Raw genomic sequence first — 18,425 nt, forward strand, 5'->3', positions numbered from 1 at the left:
ACCGGCCACGGCCGGCGGTGGGTGCGGCATGAATGGTCCGACTCAGTCGGCCGATGAGGCGGCGGGAGCGTCCTCGCGCGGGCCGTCGAGGCCGAGCTCCTGGATCTTGCGCGTGATGGTGTTGCGACCGATACCCAGCAACTGGGCAGCCTCGATCCGGCGCCCGCCGGTGGTCTCCAGCGCGCGCTCGATGAGGGTGCGCTCGAAGGCCCGGGTGAGCTGCTCGAAGACCTCGCCCGGCACGGCCGCCAGCAAGCGATCGGCTTCACGCCCGAGCGCGCTGCACCAGTCGCCGCCGCCCACTTCGTGCGCCGCGGCTTCGCGGAACTCGACCGGTAGATCGGCCACTTCCACCAGCTGGCCGGGCGCCATCACCGTCAGCCAATGGCACAGGTTTTCGAGCTGTCGGACATTACCGGGGAAGACCTGGGTTTGCAGGTGCTGAAGCGCAGCGCTGGAGATGCGCTTGGTCTCGACATCAAGCTCGCGTGCGCTCTTTTTGAGAAAGTGCTGCACCAACAGGGGAATGTCTTCGCGACGCTCGCGCAGCGGCGGCAGGCGCAGACGGATGACGTTGAGCCGGTGATAGAGGTCTTCGCGAAACAGGCCGTCCTTGACCCGTTCATCCAGGTCCTGGTGGGTTGCTGCGATCACCCGCACATTGGCGCGGATCGGCTGATGGCCGCCGACGCGGTAGAAGTTGCCATCGGAGAGCACGCGCAACAGCCGGGTTTGCAACTCGGCCGGCATATCACCGATCTCGTCCAGAAACAGGGTGCCGCCATCGGCCTGCTCGAAGCGGCCCCGACGCTGCGTGGCCGCACCGGTGAAGGCACCGCGCTCATGGCCAAAGAGCTCGGACTCCAGCAGGTCGCGCGGAATAGCGGCAGTGTTGATGGCAATGAAGGGCGCGTCGCGGCGCGGGCTGTGCCGGTGCAAGGCGCGGGCCACCAGCTCCTTGCCGGAGCCCGACTCACCGTTGATGAGCACCGTGGCATGCGACTGGGCCAACCGGCCGATGGCGCGGAACACCTCCTGCATTGATGGCGCCTGGCCGAGGATTTCGGGGGTCAACACCGATTCATCGGTGTCAACCACCTGCTCTTCGCCCTGCTCCACCGCCCGCCGCACCAGGCTCAGGGCCTGTTCGAGATCAAAGGGCTTGGGCAGGTACTCGAAGGCGCCGCCCTGGAAGGCCGATACCGCGCTATCGAGGTCGGAATAGGCGGTCATGATGATGACCGGCAGATCCGGAAAGCGGGCCTTGGCTTTTTCGAGCAGACTCAGACCGGATTCGCCCGGCATGCGGATGTCGGACACCAGCACCTTGGGCGGACGGCTGAGCGCTTCGAGCGCTTCGCCCGCCTCCACCGCGGATTCGAAACTACGGTGGGTGATGTTCTCCCGCGCCAAGGCTTTTTCAAGCACCCAGCGGATGGAGCGATCATCATCAACGATCCAGACGGTTTCCATATTTATGTATGCACTATTTTGGTGCGAGCTGCACAAAGGCGGTTCATTGACGGTCCGCAATCGGCAACAGCAAGGTGAAACAAGTACGTCCGGGGACGCTATCGACTTCAATCATGCCGTGGTGCTGCTCAACAAAGCCTTGCGCCAACGACAGCCCCAGTCCGCTCCCTCCGTCTCGGCCCGATACCAGGGGATAGAAGATCTGGTCACGAATTTCTTCAGGAATCCCCGGGCCGTTGTCGATCACTTGCAATTCGAGTGCCAGTTTGTGCCGGCGCTTGGCTAGGGTGACCTGGCGGGCGGCGCGGGTGCGCAAAATGATCTCGCCCTCGCCCTCCACGGCTTGCGCGGCGTTGCGCACGATATTGAGGACGGTTTGAATGAGTTGCTCACGATCTCCGGTCAGGTCGGGCAGGCTGGTGTCGTAATCGCGCCGCACGATCACGCCAGGAAATTCAGCCAGGATCAGCCGCCGGACACGTTCGAGAACATCATGGAAATTGAGCGGCGCCGGGCGCATGACCGCGTGCGTGCCGAGCAGCCGCTTCATCAGCGCCTGCAGCCGATCGGCCTCGGCAATGATGACCTGGGTGTATTCCTTGAGCTGCGGATCGTCCAGCTCGCCTTCGAGCAACTGCGCAGAGCCGCGAATGCCGCCCAGTGGGTTCTTGATTTCATGCGCCAGATTGCGGATCAACTCGCGATTGGCCTGCTGCTGCTGCAGCAGCACCTCTTCGCGTGTGACACGCAGCTGCGCTTCGATCGGCCGGAACTCCAGCAGCAAACGAACCCCCGGCGCCTCGACCGGACTGACCGTGCAGTCGACCTCGATCGTGCACTCGCGACCGGGCGGCACGATGCGCAGATCCTTACCGGTGTAGCTCCAGTTGTTGTTGAGGGCGTTGTAGAGCGCTGGCGCCAGGCCGGGCGGCTCGCCCAGCAAGGCGCCCAGCGAGCGACCGGCATGACGACGGGCGCTGACGCCGAAGAGGTTTTCGGAACCTGCGTTGAGGTAGCGAACGATGAGCTTTTCATCGACCAGCACCACAGCGGTCGACAACAGGTCGAGACCGGCAAACTGATTGTTTCGGGTGGCGTCTTGAGTCATATGCAGGAAGTCAGAGCAATTAACGCGCCACTTCCTGCGGCGCGATCAACGCAGATTGGAAAGTTCTTTTTTCAAGGCCTCAATGTTGCGCTCATGCTGCGCAACGGCGTCCTGGAACGGCTTGAGGCGGTCGAGCTTCTTCTGGTAGTTGCGTTCATTGCCGTAACGCACCGCGTCGGCTTCGTCCAGCGCCTTGCGGGCCGCTTCGAGTGACGCCTCTTCGGTCGCCAGTTCGGTTTCGAGCAACTTGCGGCGATCGGCATCGCGTGCGCGCTGATCGTCGGACGACACTTTAGGGAAGCTCCCGCTCGACGGTGACGCGGCCGGCGCCTTGCCGGTCGAGGTGCCCGGCACCGAAGATACCGGCAGATCCCGGCTCAGACGCTCACAGTCTTTGGCGTCGCGCGAATTGGTGTAGGTCACCCGCTTCTGACCGGTGGCCGGATCGGTCTCGACGCATTTATAGACATCGGCCAGCGCCAGCGGGCTGATCAGCGCAGCGGCAAGCACAAGAACACATTTCATTGGCATGTCCATACGATTTGTTGGATGGCCCAGTGTAGCAACCCGCGCGGCGGTTTGCTTCGCCTCCGGCCCCCAAAAAGAAAAAAGGACGGGGCATGCCCCGTCCTTTTACAACGCATCAGCCGAAATTCGGCTTACAGACTGTAGTACAGATCGAATTCGACCGGGTGCGTGGTGATACGCAGACGGTCCACTTCTTCCGACTTCAGTGCGATGTAGGCATCGATAAAGTCATTGGAGAACACACCGCCACGGGTCAGGAACTCACGATCCTTGTCGAGGTATTCCAGTGCCTGATCAAGACTGGTACACACGGTCGGGATCAGTGCATCCTCTTCCGGCGGCAGGTCGTACAGGTTCTTGTCGGCGGCGTCGCCCGGGTGAATCTTGTTCTGGATACCGTCCAGGCCGGCCATCAGCAGCGCGGCGAAGCACAGGTACGGGTTGGCCATCGGATCCGGGAAACGGGCTTCGATACGGCGGCCCTTCGGGTTGGCGACGTACGGAATGCGGATCGACGCGGAGCGGTTGCGGGCCGAGTAAGCCAGCTTGGTCGGCGCTTCGTAGTGGGGCACGAGACGCTTGTACGAGTTGGTCGCCGGGTTGGTGATGGCGTTCAGCGCGCGAGCGTGCTTGATGATGCCGCCGATGTAGTACAGGGCCATGTCGGACAGACCGGCGTAGCCGTTGCCGGCGAACAGGTTCTGGCCGTCTTTCCAGATCGACTGGTGCACATGCATACCGGAGCCGTTGTCACCAACGATGGGCTTGGGCATGAAAGTGGCGGTCTTGCCGTACTGATGGGCCACGTTGTGCACGATGTACTTGAGCAGCTGGGTCCAGTCAGCACGCTGGGTCAGGGTGCTGAACTTGGTACCGATTTCGCACTGACCTGCGTTGGCCACTTCGTGGTGATGCACTTCGACCGGCACGCCGCAGGCTTCGAGGGCCAGGCACATGGCGGCACGGATATCGTTCAGGCTATCGACCGGCGGGACGGGGAAGTAACCGCCCTTGACACGCGGACGGTGACCGGTGTTGCCACCTTCAAACTTGTCGGCGGTCGACCAGGCGGCCTCTTCGGAGACGATCTTGCTGTAGACGCCGGACATGTCGACCGACCATTCCACTGCGTCAAAAATGAAGAACTCGGGTTCCGGACCGAAGTAGGCGGTGTCACCAATGCCGGAGCTCTTCAGATAGGCCTCGGCGCGCTTGGCGATCGAACGCGGGTCGCGGTCGTAGCCCTTGCCGTCGGACGGCTCGATCACGTCGCAAGCCAGCACCAGCGTGGTTTCGTCGTAGAACGGGTCAATGTAGGCAGAGGACGCTTCCGGCATGAGGATCATGTCGGAGGCCTGGATGCCTTTCCAACCGGCGATGGACGAACCATCGAAGGGATGACCATGCTCGAAGTGATCGAGCTCAAAGGCGGACACCGGCACGGTCACGTGCTGTTCCTTGCCGCGGGTATCGGTGAAACGGAAGTCAACGAAGCGCGCTTCGTTGTCTTCGATCATCTTCATGACATTCTCAGGACTCATGGTCACTCCTAGCGTGGTGAGGCGAATTAGACAAAACCTGCCATGACTGGCAAATCAACGGGGTTTTTCTTAGCAGATATCATGCCACGACTTACCCCACGAAACGACGACCCTTTTCGCCCCAATTCGGGGCCAAGCCGGAACGTCAGCGCACCGAAATGGTGCCTCAATTTCTGTTCTGCACCATTACTGTGCAACCAACCCATGCAAGCGCACAGCCCGAATTTCCGGGTGAGTGGGCAAGTGCGCCTTCAGGCGGGCATTCAGCTGCGCGACCCGTCCGTCAGTGGAAAGCCAGTCCAGTGGAAAAAACAATTCAAGCTCAACCCGGCCACCAAGGTGGTGGACCAGCATGCGTTTCGGCGCGGGCGTTTCATCGCCCAGCAGTCCCGGCAGCCAGCCGGCCAGCGTCTGACGATCGGGCATCGGCCCAACGGGGATCACCGGAACATCGAGATCGTCCTCGGCATCGATGTGCACCAGCACATCCTGTACGTTGGCGTGCTGCCGGCACACCCGCAGTCGCACCGCCTCGGCAATGGCGTGCCCCTCGGACACACTGATGCGCGGATCCACCAGCACATGCGCGTCGCACAAAATACGATGCGCCATGCGCCGGGTGCGCAGGTCGTGCACGCCACGCGCGCCGGGGGTGGCCGCGATGGTGTCACGAATCTTGTTCACCACCTCTTCCGACACCGCCGTATCCACCAGCTCGCGAATCGCGGCCGCGGCCAGCATGACACCCATGCGCAAAATCATGAAACCGACCAGCGCAGCCGCCAGCGGCTCGACAAATCGGTAGCCGAGCAAGCCGCCACCGATGCCGATCGCCACCACCAGCGAGGAGGCCGCGTCGGTGCGGGCATGCCAGGCATTGGCCTCGAGCATGCGCGAATCGAGCCGGCGACTGGCCGCGAGCGTAAATCGGAACAAGGCTTCTTTGGCCACCAGGGTGCCCAGCGCCATCCACAACGCGATGGGATGCAGCGGCGGCAAGGCATCGGCGCCCTGAATACGGACACCGGCGCTCCACAAAAAGCCGCAACCGACCACCACAAGCACCAGCCCGAGGAACATCGACACCACGGTCTCGATGCGATCGTGGCCGTAGGGATGGTTGGCGTCGGCCGGGTCCGCACCTTTGCGCGCCGCCAGCAGCACCAGGCCGTCGGTCAGCAGATCCGACAGCGTGTGCATGGCATCGGCCACCAGACTGAAGGCGTTGGAAAAAAGGCCAACAATCAGCTGGAACACGGTCAGCGTCAGGTTGGTCGCCATGGCGACGAGCGTGACCTGCTGGGCTTGGCGCGAGCGCTGGGCGTCGTCAATCGGCATGGGGGTGGGCTTGGCTTCGCCAGTCATGGCTGAACGGGTATACTTGCGAGTCCGCCATTCTAGCCGGATCGCCGCCATGGGCACACTCACCGATATTCTTTCGCTGGCGCAACAACGTGCCCGCGACCTGAACCTCCCCTACGCTGGCGCCCTCACGCCAACCGAAGCGCACCAGGTGTGGCAAGCCGCCCCCGGCGCACGTCTGGTCGATGTGCGTACCCGCGCCGAGTGGGACTGGGTCGGGCGGATTCCCGACGCGGCCGAAATCGAGTGGATGAGCTACCCTGGCAACCAACCCAATCCGCACTTCCTGACCGAACTGAAACGCCAGATCGATCCGGAGGCGGTGGTGCTGTTCATCTGCCGCAGCGGCCAACGCTCAAGCAAGGCGGCAACGGTGGCCACCGAGGCCGGCTACTCGAACAGCTACAACGTGCTCGAAGGCTTCGAAGGTGACAAGGATGCCCGCGGCCGCCGCAATGCCATCGGCGGCTGGCGCAAGGCCGGCCTGCCCTGGCAGCAGGGCTGAGAACCGATTCCCCCGCACACTGTCTGATACGCGTACCTGACCACAAGGAAGGACATGGAAGTCGCTACCATCAATTTCGACCGCTTCAACGCCCTCAAGGACGAGGACGCCCACGCGCGCATCCGCGCGGCCCGCGCCAAGCTGGGCGACAAGGCCGTGCTGCTGTGTCATCACTACCAGCGCGCCGACGTCTATCAATACGCCGACCTCACCGGCGACTCGCTCAAGCTGGCCAAGCTGGCCTCCGAGACCAGTGCCGAGTACATCGTGTTCTGCGGCGTGCACTTCATGGCCGAGGTGGCTGACATCCTGTCCAGCGACCAGCAGATCGCGATCCTGCCCGACCTCGCCGCGGGCTGTTCGATGGCCGACATGGCCAATCTGGCCAAGGTCGAGCGCTGCTGGCGCGAGCTGACCGAGGTGCTCGGCAATCCGGACGAGCTCATCACACCGGTCACCTACATCAACTCGGCCGCCGACCTGAAGGCCTTCTGCGGCGAGCACGGCGGCATCGTGTGCACCTCGACCAACGCACCGACCATCCTCGACTGGTCGTTCAAGCAGCGCGAGAAGGTGCTGTTCTTCCCCGACCAGCACCTCGGCCGCTGGACGGGCTACAAGCAGGACATCCCGCTCGACGAAATGCTGGTCTGGGACCCGGACCAGGAATACGGCGGCCTCACCCCCGAGCAGATCAAGAAGGCCCGCATCCTGCTGTGGAAAGGCCACTGCTCGGTGCACCAGATGTTCCAGGAGAGCCACATCCGCCGCTGGCGCATGCAGCACCCGGACGGGTTCGTCATCTCCCACCCCGAGAGCAACCTCGAGGTATGCAAGAACTCCGATTACGTCGGCTCGACCGAATACATCATCAAGACCATCAAGGCCGGCCCCGATGGCTCGCGCTGGCTGGTGGGCACCGAGCTGAATCTGGTCAATCGCCTGGCCGAAGAAGAAAAGGCCCGCGGCACCATCGTCGAATTCATGGCGCCGACCGTGTGCATGTGCTCGACCATGCAGCGCATCGACCCGCAGCACCTGGCCTGGACGCTGGAAAACCTGGTCGCAGGCAAGGTGGTCAATCGCATCTCGGTACCGCCGCACGAGGCCGAGATGGCCAAGGTCGCGCTGGAGCGGATGCTCTCGGTGTCCTGAGCCCGCGTTACACCAACAACAACGGCGCCTGAATCGGCGCCGTTTTTGTTGTCTGTTGGGCTTAGACCTTAGACCTGGAAGCGGTCCACCGAGGCTTTCAGGTCGGTCGATAGCTGACGCAGCGATTCAGCCGCTTCAGCCGTGCGCGCCACAGCCGCCGCATTTTCGTCGGTCGCGCGTGCGATCTGCTCCACGTGCTGCGCAATGGTATGGCTCGCGCAGGTCTGCTCTTTCACCGACCCCGAAATCTCGGTCATCCCCTGTGCTGCCCGGGTAGCCGATTCGCCGGTCGCCGCCATGATGCCGTTCATGCTGTCCAGATGCACCTTGCCGGCATCCAGCGCGGCCGTGCCCTGGGCCACCGCGCTCTCCACCGACTTGGACTGATCCGCCAGCGAGGCAGTCACGCGATCAATCTCGTGCGCGGCCTTGGCCGATTTCTCGGCCAGCTTGCGCACTTCATCGGCCACCACCGCAAAACCACGGCCCTGCTCACCGGCCCGAGCGGCTTCGATGGCGGCATTCAGCGCGAGCAGATTGGTCTGCTCAGCGATTTCGGTCACCTGCCCGGTCATGTTCTCGATGCTGCGCGTGCGGGCCACGAACTCGGTCACCGACTCGGCAATCGCATGCACCGCCGCTTCGGTACGCACCAACTCCGATGACAGCTCCGCCAGCGTCTTCTGCCCCTGCCTGGCCTGAGACAGATTGTCGCCCGCCAGCCCCGTTACGTCGCTGGCATGGTCGGCCACGGTGCTGACGCTGACCGACATTTCCTCCATCGCCGCCGCGGTTTCGGCCGCCGCATCGGCTTGCGCCGTCGACGCCGCATGCACTTGCTCGGCCGCCGTACTCAAGCGCTGTGCGGAGCCATCCACCGCTTCGGCATTGCTGCGCACGCCGCGAATGATCTCGTTCAGCGAGTCGAGCAGATGATTGAAACTGTCCGATATCCGCGCCAGCTCGCCGGTACCCTCGGGCGCCCGTACCCGCAGGTCACAATTGACCTGCACCTGATGCGCCGCATCGCTGAGCGCTGCAGCACTCATCGACACCCGTCGCGCCACGAACCAGGCCAGCACCGCGACCAGCAGGCCGCCGCCAAGAATCAGCGCCATGACCTGGCCGACACCACCGTTGATCTCGTTGGCGATGCCGTCGATGGGCACCGTCACACCGATCACGCCGCGCAGATCACCCACCTTCCAGTCGTTCTTCGGGGTTTCCGGGTGGCTGTTGTGGCAGCCCACGCAGCCCTCGGCCATCAGGTCGCCCACGGCATAGCGCAGCGACAGCCGACCATTGATGGTTTCAACGCGGCTGAACGGTGTTTTGGGACTCTTGTCCAGCGCATCCAGCGCCGCCTGCTCAAACGCGTCATAGCGCTCCGTCTTGGCGCGATGCGGAAACGGGAAGCGACTGTAGAGCCGCACCTGCATGCCCTCGTGATCCCGCGCGATGCTCTCGCCCAGGGTTTTGACCAGGGTCGCGGGCAGCGGCAACACATTGTTGTGATCGAGAAAATCGTAGTTCAGCGTGGCGCCGGCGGTGCGGGCGCGGGGCACGATTTCCTTGGTGTAGAACGCACGCAGCGAAATGATCTGGTCGGCCACGGCCGACGCAGTATTGATGCCGGCCGCGGTCGCAGTGTCGCTGCGCATCTGGTTCAACAACAGCATGACCGCCGCCATCACCACCAACCCACTGACGACCACCGGAAGCAGAAACTGGCGGGCCAGCCCCATTCGATTGAACCATTGCATGACGCCACCCGATGCCCCAGGACGGGGCCTTAAGAACGATGCCCTTCCTTACGACGGCGCTGCCGCCGACTTGATGGCACTCACCCTATTCGGGCCAACTTTGTGTCGAAAAATTGACAGTGGTCAACTGCGAATGAAGGCCGCGCGCTTCGGGTCTTGTTTGAGCGCCGCCAGATCCTCCGCCGTGGGCAGTTGCGGGCGATCACGCTCGGCGTTAACCATGCACAAGAACCCGAGCGGCTCGGTACCGTTGGCGCGAAACTGGTGCCAGGTCCAGGCCGGGATATGCACCAAGTCATGCGGGCCGATCGACTGAACGCGCTCGCCCACCAGGCAGGCGCCCCGCCCCCGCAACACCATCACCGCATGCGCGTGTTCGTGCCGCTCGAGGGTGGAATGCCCCTCGGCCGCCACCTCGAAATAGCGCAGCTCACACCCCAGATCGTCCGCCTGAAACAAGCGCTGACGCGTCACATCCTTGAAAGGTGCAGCACCCTCAGCCTTGTAGGCCAGTACCTCGACAGCGTCCCAGCGGTAGCCGGGCAGCGCCCGCCGAATCGGCCGCTCATCCATGCTTCACTCCTTCGGCCGCCACGGCCTCGACAAAGCCCCGCATCGCCCGTGCCGGGTCCTGGGCCGCCAACAAGGCGCCGCCGACCAGCAAGACCACGTCCTCGCCATAGCTGGCGCACATCTCCCCCACCCGCTCGGGCGTCATGCCCCCAGCCGGCACCGGCAAGGCCGGCGCATGCTTGCCAAGTGGCATGGACAGAGCGGCGGCGATTTGCTGGCAGCTTGCCACGTCATAGCTGAAGCGCCCGCCGTGGTTGGGGAAGATCACCATATCGGCCCCGATCAAGCGAAACAGCGTACCAAACAGCAATGCCGGATCAATGCGCAGGCCGCCGCCCAGCGCGGGGTGGGCCAACACCGGCACATCAAGTTCATCGCGCACCAGTTCAACCACCTGCGACACGCCCAGCACCAGCGGACACAGCATCACCGCACCCACGCCGGCCGACCGGCAAATGGCGAGCTGGCCCTGCACGGCCCGCGGCCCGCCCGACAGGTTCGGCGCATACACACAGCGCCCGCCGGTGTCACGGTTGGCCGCATCCACCGCCGCCTGAATCGCCGGCACCCGCTCGGCAAAGGGCGCGCTGACCGGGTCGGCCAACCCGTGGTCGTCCTTGATCAGATGAAAGCCCGCCCGCGCCTGCTGGCCAGCCAGCGCGGCCAGCGCGGCCACCGAACTGCCAACCGGTTTGAGCGCGGTGCAGGTGATTGCGCCGCGCGGCACGCCGAGGCGCTCGCGTACACCGGCCACACCAAAACGTGGTCCCGGCAAATCGGGCAGGCCATCCGGCCAGGCCACGTCGAGCACACTCACATCGGGCTGCAGCGAGGCATTGCCAAACAACATGTTGAGCAGCTGGCCGGCGTCATCGCCCACCGTCTCCAGCGCCAGCGCAATACACGCCCGGAAGTGATCCGGCCCATCGGGCCCGATCGCAATCACCTTGCCCATCACCGCCTCGCGCACCCGCACGTCGCGCACGGCAGCGGCCGGACACTCCACGCTTTGCTCACGGGCCAGCGCCTCGGCGCGCGCGTCAATATCGTCGGCCGAGGCCGCAATCCGGTAAGTGACATGCATCCATTTCATGGGAGTCTGGTATACCTTTTCATTCTGAGTCTTCGATCGGTGCTACATCGACCACCCCCCGGATTATGCCGTCTTTGGCCGGGAGCCTCCGACTGTCATGAACTTGCGTATTTGCACCTACAACATCCACAAAGGCTTCTCGCAGTTCAATCGCCGCATGGTGATTCACGAGTTGCGCGACCGGCTGCGCCAGCTTGAAGTCGACATCGTCTTTCTTCAAGAGGTGCAGGGCCTGCATTTTCGCCACGCCACGCGCCACCCGGACTGGCCGGTCGAGCCGCAGCATGAGTTCCTCGCGCGCGACATCTGGCCGGCCAGCGCATACGGCGGCAACGCGATCTACGACCACGGCCACCATGGCAACGCGATCCTCAGCCGCTACCCGATTCTGAGCAGCCACAACCAGGATGTGTCGGACCACCGCTTCGAGCGCCGCGGCCTGCTCCACTGCGAAATTTCACCGGGACCGGACCGGCCAACCATCCACTGTGTTTGCGTGCATCTGGGCCTGATGGCCGGCAGCCGGCGCCGGCAGATGGACGCCCTCGCCCGGCGTATGGAAGCGCTCGCCGGCAATGACGCACCGCTGCTGATCGCGGGCGATTTCAACGACTGGCGCAATCATGCCGAAGATCTGCTGGTCGAGCGACTCGGCGTGCGCGAAGCCTTTGCTGGCGCGGACGGCACACCAGCGCGCAGCTTTCCGAGTCGCCTGCCACTGTTCCGACTCGATCGTATTTATGTGCGCGGGCTCGAGGTCAGCGCCAGTCAGGTGCACTTCGGCCAGCCCTGGTCGCGTATCTCTGACCACGCGGCGCTCACCGCCGATCTGGCTTGGCCGGCATGATTCCGCGCGAGTTGTGGCCGCACTTCAGCGAGGGCAACGCCATCACGCTGCTCGAGACCGGCGCCGAATTTTTTCCGGCCCTGGCCTTGGCCATCGACCACGCACGCAAGGAAGTGTTTCTGGAGACCTACATCTTTCGCCACGACCGCATCGGTGAATTGATCACCGACGCCCTGGTACGGGCCGCCGAGCGCGGTGTGGTGGTCAGTCTGCTGGTCGATGGGTTTGGCAGCCGCGACTTTGTCGCCAGCCATATGAACCTGCTGGTCGACAAAGGCGTGCGCATGCTGGTGTATCGGCGCGAGGTCGGCCGGTTGCTGCTGCGTCGCCACCGCCTGCGACGCCTGCACCGCAAGCTGGCGACCATCGACGGGCGAATTGCGTTTGTGGGCGGCATCAACATCATCGACGATCACAACACCGCGCTGCCCGACCACCCGCGCCACGACTACGCAATCCGGATCGAAGGTCCGCTGCTGCAGCCGATACACGACAGCGCCCGCCGCCTGTGGGAGCTTGTCGCCTGGGCCAGCTTTCGCCAGCGCCTGCGCCTCAAGGACACGCTCGAGCCGCGCACCGATGCCGCCGGCAAGATCAGCGCCGCCTTTGTCATTCGCGACAACCTGCGCCACCGGCGCGACATCGAAACCGCCTATCTCGACGCCATTGCCAACGCCACCGACGAGATCGTGATCGCCAACGCCTATTTCCTGCCCGGCCGTCGGGTGCGCAAGGCACTGACCGGCGCGGCGGATCGCGGCGTGCGCGTCATCATCCTGCTGCAAGGCCGCGTCGAATACGCGCTGCAGCATTACGCCACCAAAGCCCTCTACCCCGCCCTGCTACGCCACGGGGTCCGGATTTTTGAATATCACCGCAGTTTCCTGCACGCCAAGGTCGCGGTCATCGACGGCCACTGGGCCACCGTAGGCTCCAGCAACTTCGACCCGTTCAGCCTGTTGCTGGCGCGGGAGGGCAACGTCATCATTCGTGACGACGGTTTTGCCCGACGGCTTCGCGAGCGCCTGGATCACGCGATAAGCACCGGCGCGACCGAACTGGAGCCCAGCCGTTGGCGCCACAAATCGCTGTTCAAGCGCGGCCTGCACTGGATCGCCTACGCCCTGGTGCGCTTTGCGGTGGGGCTGTCGGGCTACGGCGGCGACCGCGACACGGCGGAGCGCTGATCCACCGGCTAGCGCCGGTCAGTATCGCCGCGCGGCGGCGGCACGGGGCGCTTGCTTGAAATCACCCCGGTATTGACCCCGAACCAGCCCAGACCGCCGAACAGCCGAGCGTATTCGATCTTTACGCAACGATCCATCACCACCTCAAGGCCCGCTGCTTCGGCGCGCGCCACGGCCTCGTGGTTGATCACCCCGAGTTGCAGCCACAGACTGCGCGCGCCGATGGCGATCGCATCATCCACAATCGGCTGCAGGTCTTCGGGTTTGCGGAAGCAATCGACCATGTCCACCGGGCCGGGGATGTCCCGCAGGCTCGGATAGCAGGTCTGCCCCAGCACCGTGTCATAGGCCGGGTTGACCGGAATGATGGTGTAGCCGCGCTGCTGCATGTATTGCGCGGCGAAAAAACTGGGTCGATTCCATTTGGCCGACAAGCCGACCACCGCAATCGTCCGTGTTTGCGCCAACACGCGGCGCAGGCCATCGGCGTCATCGATCATAGTCACTCCTTGCATTGACCGCAGGGCGGCGAGGTACGGCATTCATCGACCAGTGAGCCTGCGCCCACGCCCAGATTTGCGCAAGCGGCGCGCCGCGCAAATCCACAGGTGGCGACTGCCCCAGGCACACCAGCGCATCGAACAGCACCTGCGTATCGGGCAACTCATCGACTGCACGGGCGAGCGACTGCTTCGACAACTTCTGCCCCGCGGCGTCCACCACCACCGGCAGATGCGCATAGCGCGGCGTCGGCAACTTCAGCGCCTGCTGGAGCGCAATCTGTCGCGCGGTAGAGGGTAGCAGATCAATGCCGCGCACCACCTCGGTCACGCCCGCCGCCGCATCATCGAGCACCACCGCCAGTTGATAGGCAAACAGCCCATCGGCGCGCCGCAGCACAAAATCGCCCACATCGGCCAGCACGTCTTCGGCCATCGGCCCTTGCACGTCGTCATCAAAACGCACCACGCCCGGCGATACGCGAAAACGCCACGCCCGCGCCGACTGTCCCGGCAGCAGACCCGCACGACAGGTGCCTGGGTAGCGGGCCGAGCCATCTGCCGCGCGCGGCGCGTCGGCCAGCATCTTGCGCGTACAGGCGCAGCCATACACCCTCCCATGATCACGCAGCGACTGCAGCGCGTCGGCATACGCCTCGAGCCGCGCATGCTGCCACACGATGGGGCCGTCCCACTCGAAGCCCAAACGCGCGAGCGTGACGATAATGCCCTCGGCCGCATCAGGCATCGAGCGCGGCGCATCCACATCCTCAATGCGCAACAACCAACGCCCACCTGCCGCGCGCACGGACAAATAACTGCCAACCGCGGCCACTACCGAACCAAAATGCAGGGGGCCGCTCGGGGAGGGCGCAAACCGGCCGATCAGTAGCGACGACGGGGGATTCATCATGGCCGACATCCTAAACCAAGGCAGCGGAGGGAGCACCTGACAAACCACCTATCACCTATGGTCAATACACAGGCGAGCCCGATACGTCGATAATCAGTCGTTGCACTCCCTTTGGATTCGGGTGGTCTGCATGGAAGCATCACTTCGCCAGCACAGACAAAAACGTGCGCGCGCACAGGATTTAGCGCGGCGCGCGCACGCCGAATCCCTGCGTCTGCTGGCGGTCAACGTCCGGGCCGGCATCCTCGCCCTGCTCGCCGGCACCTTTGGCACCCTGATATGGCTGTGGCCCGCCACCGACCCCTTGCTGCTGCTCGCCTGGGGCGCTGCCATGGTCATCGGCATCTTCACTTCGGCCCGCCTGGTTCGCGCCAGTGCCACCTGGCCTCAGCTGGGCGAGTCGCTGCGCCGGCTCGAATGGTGTTTCGCGGCCAACGCCTTCTTCGTCGGCGCGTTGTGGGGCGCCCTCCCGCTACTCGGTAACGACACCCCCAATAGTGGCGCTCAGACGCTGGTCATCATGCTGCTGGGCATCGTCGCGCTCGGCGGCACGGGCATCTGCGCCCCCAGCCGACTGGTCTTTTTCGCCTTCATCATTCCGGGAGTTGGCCCGCTCATCGCCACACTGGCCGCCGACCCGCCCATGGCGCTGCCTCAAGCCGCCATCGCCACTGGCGTCTTCGCCGCGATGCTTGGCGCACTCCACGAACTGTTTCACCTGACACTCACCTCGACCGTCGCACAGCGACTCAGCAGCGACACCCTCGCCGAAGAGCAACGCGTCATTCTCGACAGCGCCAGCGAAGCCATCCTGTTCACCCGCGGCGAGCGCCTGATCAAATGCAATCGCCGCTTCGCCAACATGGTCGGGGAGTCCGAAGACCGGCTCAGTGGCCGCCCCTTGTGGCAATGGCTGGCCGACCCCGCGGAATGGCATCGCAACGCCGACCGGGCACGCAACGCCCTGGCCAGTGGCCTCACCTTTCGCACAAAAATTCGCCTGCGCCGATCCAGCGGCGAATTGCTATGGGTCGAGTTTACCGCCGAGGCGGTCGACGCCGAACACCTCGACAAAGGCGTGGTCTGGCTTGGCCAGGATCTGACCTCGCGCTTGCGCTCCGAGGCCACGCTCCACGAATCCGAAGCACGCTATCGCCAACTCATCACGCTCACCTCGGACTGGTACTGGGAGTGGGATGACAAGCTGCGCTTCACCCATGTCAGCGGCCCTGGCCTGGAGCGGGCCCAGCTCGGGCCCGCCGCTTACGGCCGGACCCTCGGCGCGCTGCATCATATTTCCGGCGTCAGCGCCGAGCGCTGGTCCGCGCTTCAGCAACAGATCGAGCGCCACGAACCGTTCCGCGACTTCATCTGGCATGGCAGCCAGGACGCACAAGACGTGCGCTGGTTCTCGATGAGTGGCAACCCCACCTTCGACACCCAGGGCAATTTCGCGGGCTATCATGGCATCGGCTCCGAAGTGACCGAACAGATGCGTGGCTCGGAGCAGTTCCGGCAGCTGGCCTATCACGACACGCTCACCGGGCTGCCCAACCGTCGACTGCTCGACGATCGCCTGCACCTGGCCATCGCCCAGGCCTCACGCCGCGACCAGCGCTTGGCGGTGATGGTTATCGACCTCGACAACTTCAAGATCATCAACGACACCGCCGGCCACGCCATCGGCGATGTGGTGCTGGTGGCGGTCGCGCGACGGCTTCAGGGGGCCATTCGCGCCAGCGACACCGTCGCGCGGCTGGGCGGCGACGAATTCGTTGCCATCCTGCCCGACATCGAAGACATCGCGGCCGCCCGCATGGTGGCCGAAAAAATCACCGAGGCGCTGGCACAACCGATTGCGGCCGGTGATCGACAGTATCTGCTCGGCGGCAGCGTCGGAGTGGCCATCTCCCCCGACGACGGCACCAACTCCCGGACCTTGCTGGCACGGGCTGACGGCGCCATGTATGAGGCCAAACGACAAGGCGGCAGTCGCCATGTGATCCACAACGCGGCGGCGCCCACCCAGCACACTGGCGCAAGTACCCGGCCCGTGGCACGTCCTGCCAGAACGGCAAACTAGATGACGGCCGGCGCCGGCATCGGTACCGGAGCAGATAACAAAAAGCCCCGACGATCGGGGCTTTTTATCGGGTAGCGCCGGAACGGCGCGCTGAACGTCAAACGTTGAACAGGAAGTTCAGGACATCGCCATCCTGCACCACGTAGTCCTTGCCTTCAGCGCGCATCTTGCCCGCCTCCTTGGCGCCCTGCTCGCCACCGCAGGCAATGAAGTCTTCGTAGGCAATGGTCTGGGCGCGGATGAAGCCGCGTTCGAAGTCAGTGTGAATGACGCCCGCCGCCTGAGGTGCGGTATCGCCGACATGGATGGTCCATGCCCGCACTTCCTTTACTCCGGCAGTGAAGTAGGTTTGCAGACCAAGCAAGCGGTAGCCGGCGCGAATCAGCCGGTTCAGCCCCGGCTCTTCAAGGCCGAGATCTTCCAGGAAGGCCAGACGGTCTTCGTCGTCCAGGTCGGCCAGTTCTTGCTCGATCTTGGCGCAAACCGCCACCACCGGCGCGCCCTCGCCTTCGGCGAGTGCTTTCAGGCGATCAAGGTGCGGGTTGTTCTCAAAGCCATCTTCGAGCACGTTGGCGACATACATGGCCGGCTTGATCGTCAGCAGGCACAGCGGGCGAATCAGATCGATCTCGTCGGCCGACAGCCCCATCGTGCGCACCGTGCGCCCCTCATTCAGGTGCGGAAGCAGGCGTTCGAGCACCTCGACCAGTTTTTTGGCGTCTTTGTCGCCTGCGCGCGCTTTCTTGTTCTCGCGATGCAGCGCCTTCTCGACAGCCGACATGTCGGCCAGCGCCAATTCGGTGACGATGGTTTCCATGTCGGCGATCGGGTCCACCCGGCCGGACACGTGCACCACGTTCTCGTCATCGAAGCAGCGGACCACGTTCACAATGGCGTCGGTCTCGCGAATATTGGCCAGAAACTGATTGCCCAGGCCTTCGCCCTTCGACGCACCCGCCACCAGCCCGGCGATATCCACAAACTCAACAATCGCCGGCTGCACGCGCTGCGGCTTGACGATGCCCGACAAGGCGCCCAGGCGCGGATCGGGCACTTCAACGATGCCGACGTTCGGCTCGATGGTACAGAAGGGGTAGTTTTCCGCAGCGATGCCCGATTTGGTCAGCGCGTTGAAGAGGGTGGACTTGCCCACATTGGGCAGTCCGACAATGCCGCACTTCAAACTCATGGTGTCGCTTCCTTGCCGCGCGCGGGGCGCGCATTGATCTTCTGTGTGGCCACTTCAAAAGCGCCACGTGCAATATCCGGCCAGGCCGACAGTGCCCGCGCCATGGCGGTGTCGATGGCCTCGTGTTCTTCCTTGCGCGGGGGCTTCAGCACATAACTGACCACGGCGTTGCGATCGCCCGGATGTCCGATCCCGAGGCGCAAACGCCAGAAGTCCTGCGTCCCGCAATGGCTGGTGATGTCCTTGAGCCCGTTGTGGCCGCCCAGGCCACCGCCGAATTTGAGTCGAGCCTGTCCGGGGGGGATATCGAGTTCGTCGTGGATGACCAGAATCTCGTCCGGCGCAATCCGATAGAAGCGAGCCACGGCCCCGACCGACTGGCCGGATCGATTCATGAAGGTGTCGGGCATCAATAGCCACACCCCCTCCGGCCCTTTCCCCACCTGGCCATGAAACCGGCTTTCCCGCGTCAAGCGGACGCCCATCATATCGGCCAGGCGCTCACAAAACCAAAACCCGGCGTTGTGCCGGGTTTCGGTATATTCGGCCCCGGGATTCCCGAGGCCGACGATCAGGCGCGGAGGCTTTGAACTCATGCGTCAATC

General features: G+C 64.1%; 17 protein-coding genes. 5 read left to right on the top strand and 12 right to left on the bottom strand.

The features are described from left to right. Positions 1–42 precede the first annotated feature (42 nt). The 5 genes from ntrC to FHP91_RS17325 all read right to left on the bottom strand — a co-directional run bounded on the left by ntrC (position 43) and on the right by FHP91_RS17325 (position 6,015). Complete coding sequence (ntrC, locus tag FHP91_RS17305) at positions 43–1,473, bottom strand: nitrogen regulation protein NR(I) (protein ID WP_144310781.1); 1,431 nt, start codon at positions 1,471–1,473, stop codon at positions 43–45. A gap of 43 nt (positions 1,474–1,516) precedes the next feature. After that, positions 1,517–2,581 carry a nitrogen regulation protein NR(II) gene (gene glnL, locus FHP91_RS17310; RefSeq protein WP_144310782.1) on the bottom strand — a complete coding sequence of 355 codons (1,065 nt, stop codon included), beginning with the start codon at positions 2,579–2,581 and terminating at the stop codon, positions 1,517–1,519. A 45-nt stretch (positions 2,582–2,626) separates the two neighbouring features. Then, positions 2,627–3,106 carry a DUF4124 domain-containing protein gene (locus FHP91_RS17315; protein WP_313791162.1) on the bottom strand — a complete coding sequence of 160 codons (480 nt, stop codon included), beginning with the start codon at positions 3,104–3,106 and terminating at the stop codon, positions 2,627–2,629. A 134-nt stretch (positions 3,107–3,240) separates the two neighbouring features. Further along, on the bottom strand, positions 3,241–4,650 hold the full coding sequence (gene glnA / locus FHP91_RS17320; RefSeq protein ID WP_144177743.1) for a type I glutamate--ammonia ligase: 1,410 nt from the start codon (positions 4,648–4,650) through the stop codon (positions 3,241–3,243). A 186-nt stretch (positions 4,651–4,836) separates the two neighbouring features. Continuing rightward, positions 4,837–6,015, bottom strand: coding sequence for a cation diffusion facilitator family transporter (locus FHP91_RS17325; RefSeq protein ID WP_186301608.1), 1,179 nt, complete (start codon positions 6,013–6,015; stop codon positions 4,837–4,839). 49 nt (positions 6,016–6,064) lie between these two features. Between FHP91_RS17325 and FHP91_RS17330 the strand changes: the two genes are divergently transcribed. Beyond that, positions 6,065–6,517, top strand: coding sequence for a rhodanese-like domain-containing protein (locus FHP91_RS17330; RefSeq protein WP_144177745.1), 453 nt, complete (start codon positions 6,065–6,067; stop codon positions 6,515–6,517). 54 nt (positions 6,518–6,571) lie between these two features. Further along, positions 6,572–7,672 carry a quinolinate synthase NadA gene (gene nadA, locus FHP91_RS17335; protein ID WP_144177747.1) on the top strand — a complete coding sequence of 367 codons (1,101 nt, stop codon included), beginning with the start codon at positions 6,572–6,574 and terminating at the stop codon, positions 7,670–7,672. Positions 7,673–7,740: 68 nt separating this feature from the next. Here the strand turns inward: nadA and FHP91_RS17340 are convergent, their stop codons facing one another. From FHP91_RS17340 to FHP91_RS17350, 3 genes are all read right to left on the bottom strand, one after another. Continuing rightward, positions 7,741–9,435, bottom strand: a complete 1,695-nt coding sequence (locus tag FHP91_RS17340; protein ID WP_144310784.1) for a methyl-accepting chemotaxis protein — start codon at positions 9,433–9,435, stop codon at positions 7,741–7,743. 123 nt (positions 9,436–9,558) lie between these two features. After that, positions 9,559–10,008, bottom strand: a complete 450-nt coding sequence (locus FHP91_RS17345; RefSeq protein WP_144310785.1) for a cupin domain-containing protein — start codon at positions 10,006–10,008, stop codon at positions 9,559–9,561. Beyond that, on the bottom strand, positions 10,001–11,101 hold the full coding sequence (locus FHP91_RS17350; RefSeq protein ID WP_144310786.1) for a RuBisCO large subunit C-terminal-like domain-containing protein: 1,101 nt from the start codon (positions 11,099–11,101) through the stop codon (positions 10,001–10,003). Before FHP91_RS17350 ends, FHP91_RS17345 begins: the two co-directional genes overlap by 8 nt. Before the next feature lie 97 nt (positions 11,102–11,198). Between FHP91_RS17350 and FHP91_RS17355 the strand changes: the two genes are divergently transcribed. Together FHP91_RS17355 and clsB are read left to right on the top strand one after the other, a co-directional pair. After that, positions 11,199–11,948 carry an endonuclease/exonuclease/phosphatase family protein gene (locus FHP91_RS17355; RefSeq protein ID WP_144310787.1) on the top strand — a complete coding sequence of 250 codons (750 nt, stop codon included), beginning with the start codon at positions 11,199–11,201 and terminating at the stop codon, positions 11,946–11,948. Then, positions 11,945–13,135, top strand: a complete 1,191-nt coding sequence (gene clsB / locus FHP91_RS17360) for a cardiolipin synthase ClsB (protein ID WP_144310788.1) — start codon at positions 11,945–11,947, stop codon at positions 13,133–13,135. Before FHP91_RS17355 ends, clsB begins: the two co-directional genes overlap by 4 nt. Positions 13,136–13,143: 8 nt before the next feature. Here the strand turns inward: clsB and FHP91_RS17365 are convergent, their stop codons facing one another. Further along, positions 13,144–13,635 (bottom strand): CoA-binding protein, encoded by a 492-nt coding sequence (locus FHP91_RS17365; RefSeq protein ID WP_144310789.1) that lies wholly within the window; start codon positions 13,633–13,635, stop codon positions 13,144–13,146. Beyond that, positions 13,625–14,545: a tRNA glutamyl-Q(34) synthetase GluQRS gene (gluQRS, locus tag FHP91_RS17370; RefSeq protein WP_144310811.1), complete on the bottom strand. Its 921-nt coding sequence runs from the start codon at positions 14,543–14,545 to the stop codon at positions 13,625–13,627. Before gluQRS ends, FHP91_RS17365 begins: the two co-directional genes overlap by 11 nt. Positions 14,546–14,678: 133 nt before the next feature. Between gluQRS and FHP91_RS17375 the strand changes: the two genes are divergently transcribed. Next, on the top strand, positions 14,679–16,631 hold the full coding sequence (locus tag FHP91_RS17375; RefSeq protein ID WP_144310790.1) for a sensor domain-containing diguanylate cyclase: 1,953 nt from the start codon (positions 14,679–14,681) through the stop codon (positions 16,629–16,631). A gap of 97 nt (positions 16,632–16,728) precedes the next feature. On the opposite strand, the gene ychF is transcribed toward FHP91_RS17375, so the two are convergent. Both ychF and pth read right to left on the bottom strand, forming a co-directional pair. Further along, positions 16,729–17,820, bottom strand: coding sequence for a redox-regulated ATPase YchF (gene ychF, locus FHP91_RS17380; RefSeq protein WP_144310791.1), 1,092 nt, complete (start codon positions 17,818–17,820; stop codon positions 16,729–16,731). Then, positions 17,817–18,416 carry an aminoacyl-tRNA hydrolase gene (pth, locus tag FHP91_RS17385; protein ID WP_144310792.1) on the bottom strand — a complete coding sequence of 200 codons (600 nt, stop codon included), beginning with the start codon at positions 18,414–18,416 and terminating at the stop codon, positions 17,817–17,819. The genes ychF and pth overlap by 4 nt, the downstream gene beginning before the upstream one ends. Between the last annotated feature and the right edge of the window lie 9 nt (positions 18,417–18,425).

The sequence above is a fragment of the Denitromonas halophila genome (assembly GCF_007625155.1).
In the GTDB taxonomy this organism is placed as follows: Bacteria; Pseudomonadota; Gammaproteobacteria; order Burkholderiales; family Rhodocyclaceae; genus Nitrogeniibacter; species Nitrogeniibacter halophilus.

What these genes read in the sequence shown, in the direction of transcription:
- FHP91_RS17355 (WP_144310787.1), top strand. Translation starts at nt 11,199, where the DNA reads ATGAACTTGCGTATTTGCACCTACAACATCCACAAAGGCTTCTCGCAG.
- glnL (WP_144310782.1), bottom strand. Translation starts at nt 2,581, where the DNA reads ATGACTCAAGACGCCACCCGAAACAATCAGTTTGCCGGTCTCGACCTG.
- FHP91_RS17365 (WP_144310789.1), bottom strand. Translation starts at nt 13,635, where the DNA reads ATGATCGATGACGCCGATGGCCTGCGCCGCGTGTTGGCGCAAACACGG.
- FHP91_RS17315 (WP_313791162.1), bottom strand. Translation starts at nt 3,106, where the DNA reads ATGAAATGTGTTCTTGTGCTTGCCGCTGCGCTGATCAGCCCGCTGGCG.
- ntrC (WP_144310781.1), bottom strand. Translation starts at nt 1,473, where the DNA reads ATGGAAACCGTCTGGATCGTTGATGATGATCGCTCCATCCGCTGGGTG.
- FHP91_RS17345 (WP_144310785.1), bottom strand. Translation starts at nt 10,008, where the DNA reads ATGGATGAGCGGCCGATTCGGCGGGCGCTGCCCGGCTACCGCTGGGAC.
- FHP91_RS17330 (WP_144177745.1), top strand. Translation starts at nt 6,065, where the DNA reads ATGGGCACACTCACCGATATTCTTTCGCTGGCGCAACAACGTGCCCGC.
- gluQRS (WP_144310811.1), bottom strand. Translation starts at nt 14,545, where the DNA reads ATGAATCCCCCGTCGTCGCTACTGATCGGCCGGTTTGCGCCCTCCCCG.
- ychF (WP_144310791.1), bottom strand. Translation starts at nt 17,820, where the DNA reads ATGAGTTTGAAGTGCGGCATTGTCGGACTGCCCAATGTGGGCAAGTCC.
- FHP91_RS17350 (WP_144310786.1), bottom strand. Translation starts at nt 11,101, where the DNA reads ATGAAATGGATGCATGTCACTTACCGGATTGCGGCCTCGGCCGACGAT.
- FHP91_RS17375 (WP_144310790.1), top strand. Translation starts at nt 14,679, where the DNA reads ATGGAAGCATCACTTCGCCAGCACAGACAAAAACGTGCGCGCGCACAG.
- nadA (WP_144177747.1), top strand. Translation starts at nt 6,572, where the DNA reads ATGGAAGTCGCTACCATCAATTTCGACCGCTTCAACGCCCTCAAGGAC.
- pth (WP_144310792.1), bottom strand. Translation starts at nt 18,416, where the DNA reads ATGAGTTCAAAGCCTCCGCGCCTGATCGTCGGCCTCGGGAATCCCGGG.
- clsB (WP_144310788.1), top strand. Translation starts at nt 11,945, where the DNA reads ATGATTCCGCGCGAGTTGTGGCCGCACTTCAGCGAGGGCAACGCCATC.
- glnA (WP_144177743.1), bottom strand. Translation starts at nt 4,650, where the DNA reads ATGAGTCCTGAGAATGTCATGAAGATGATCGAAGACAACGAAGCGCGC.
- FHP91_RS17325 (WP_186301608.1), bottom strand. Translation starts at nt 6,015, where the DNA reads ATGACTGGCGAAGCCAAGCCCACCCCCATGCCGATTGACGACGCCCAG.
- FHP91_RS17340 (WP_144310784.1), bottom strand. Translation starts at nt 9,435, where the DNA reads ATGCAATGGTTCAATCGAATGGGGCTGGCCCGCCAGTTTCTGCTTCCG.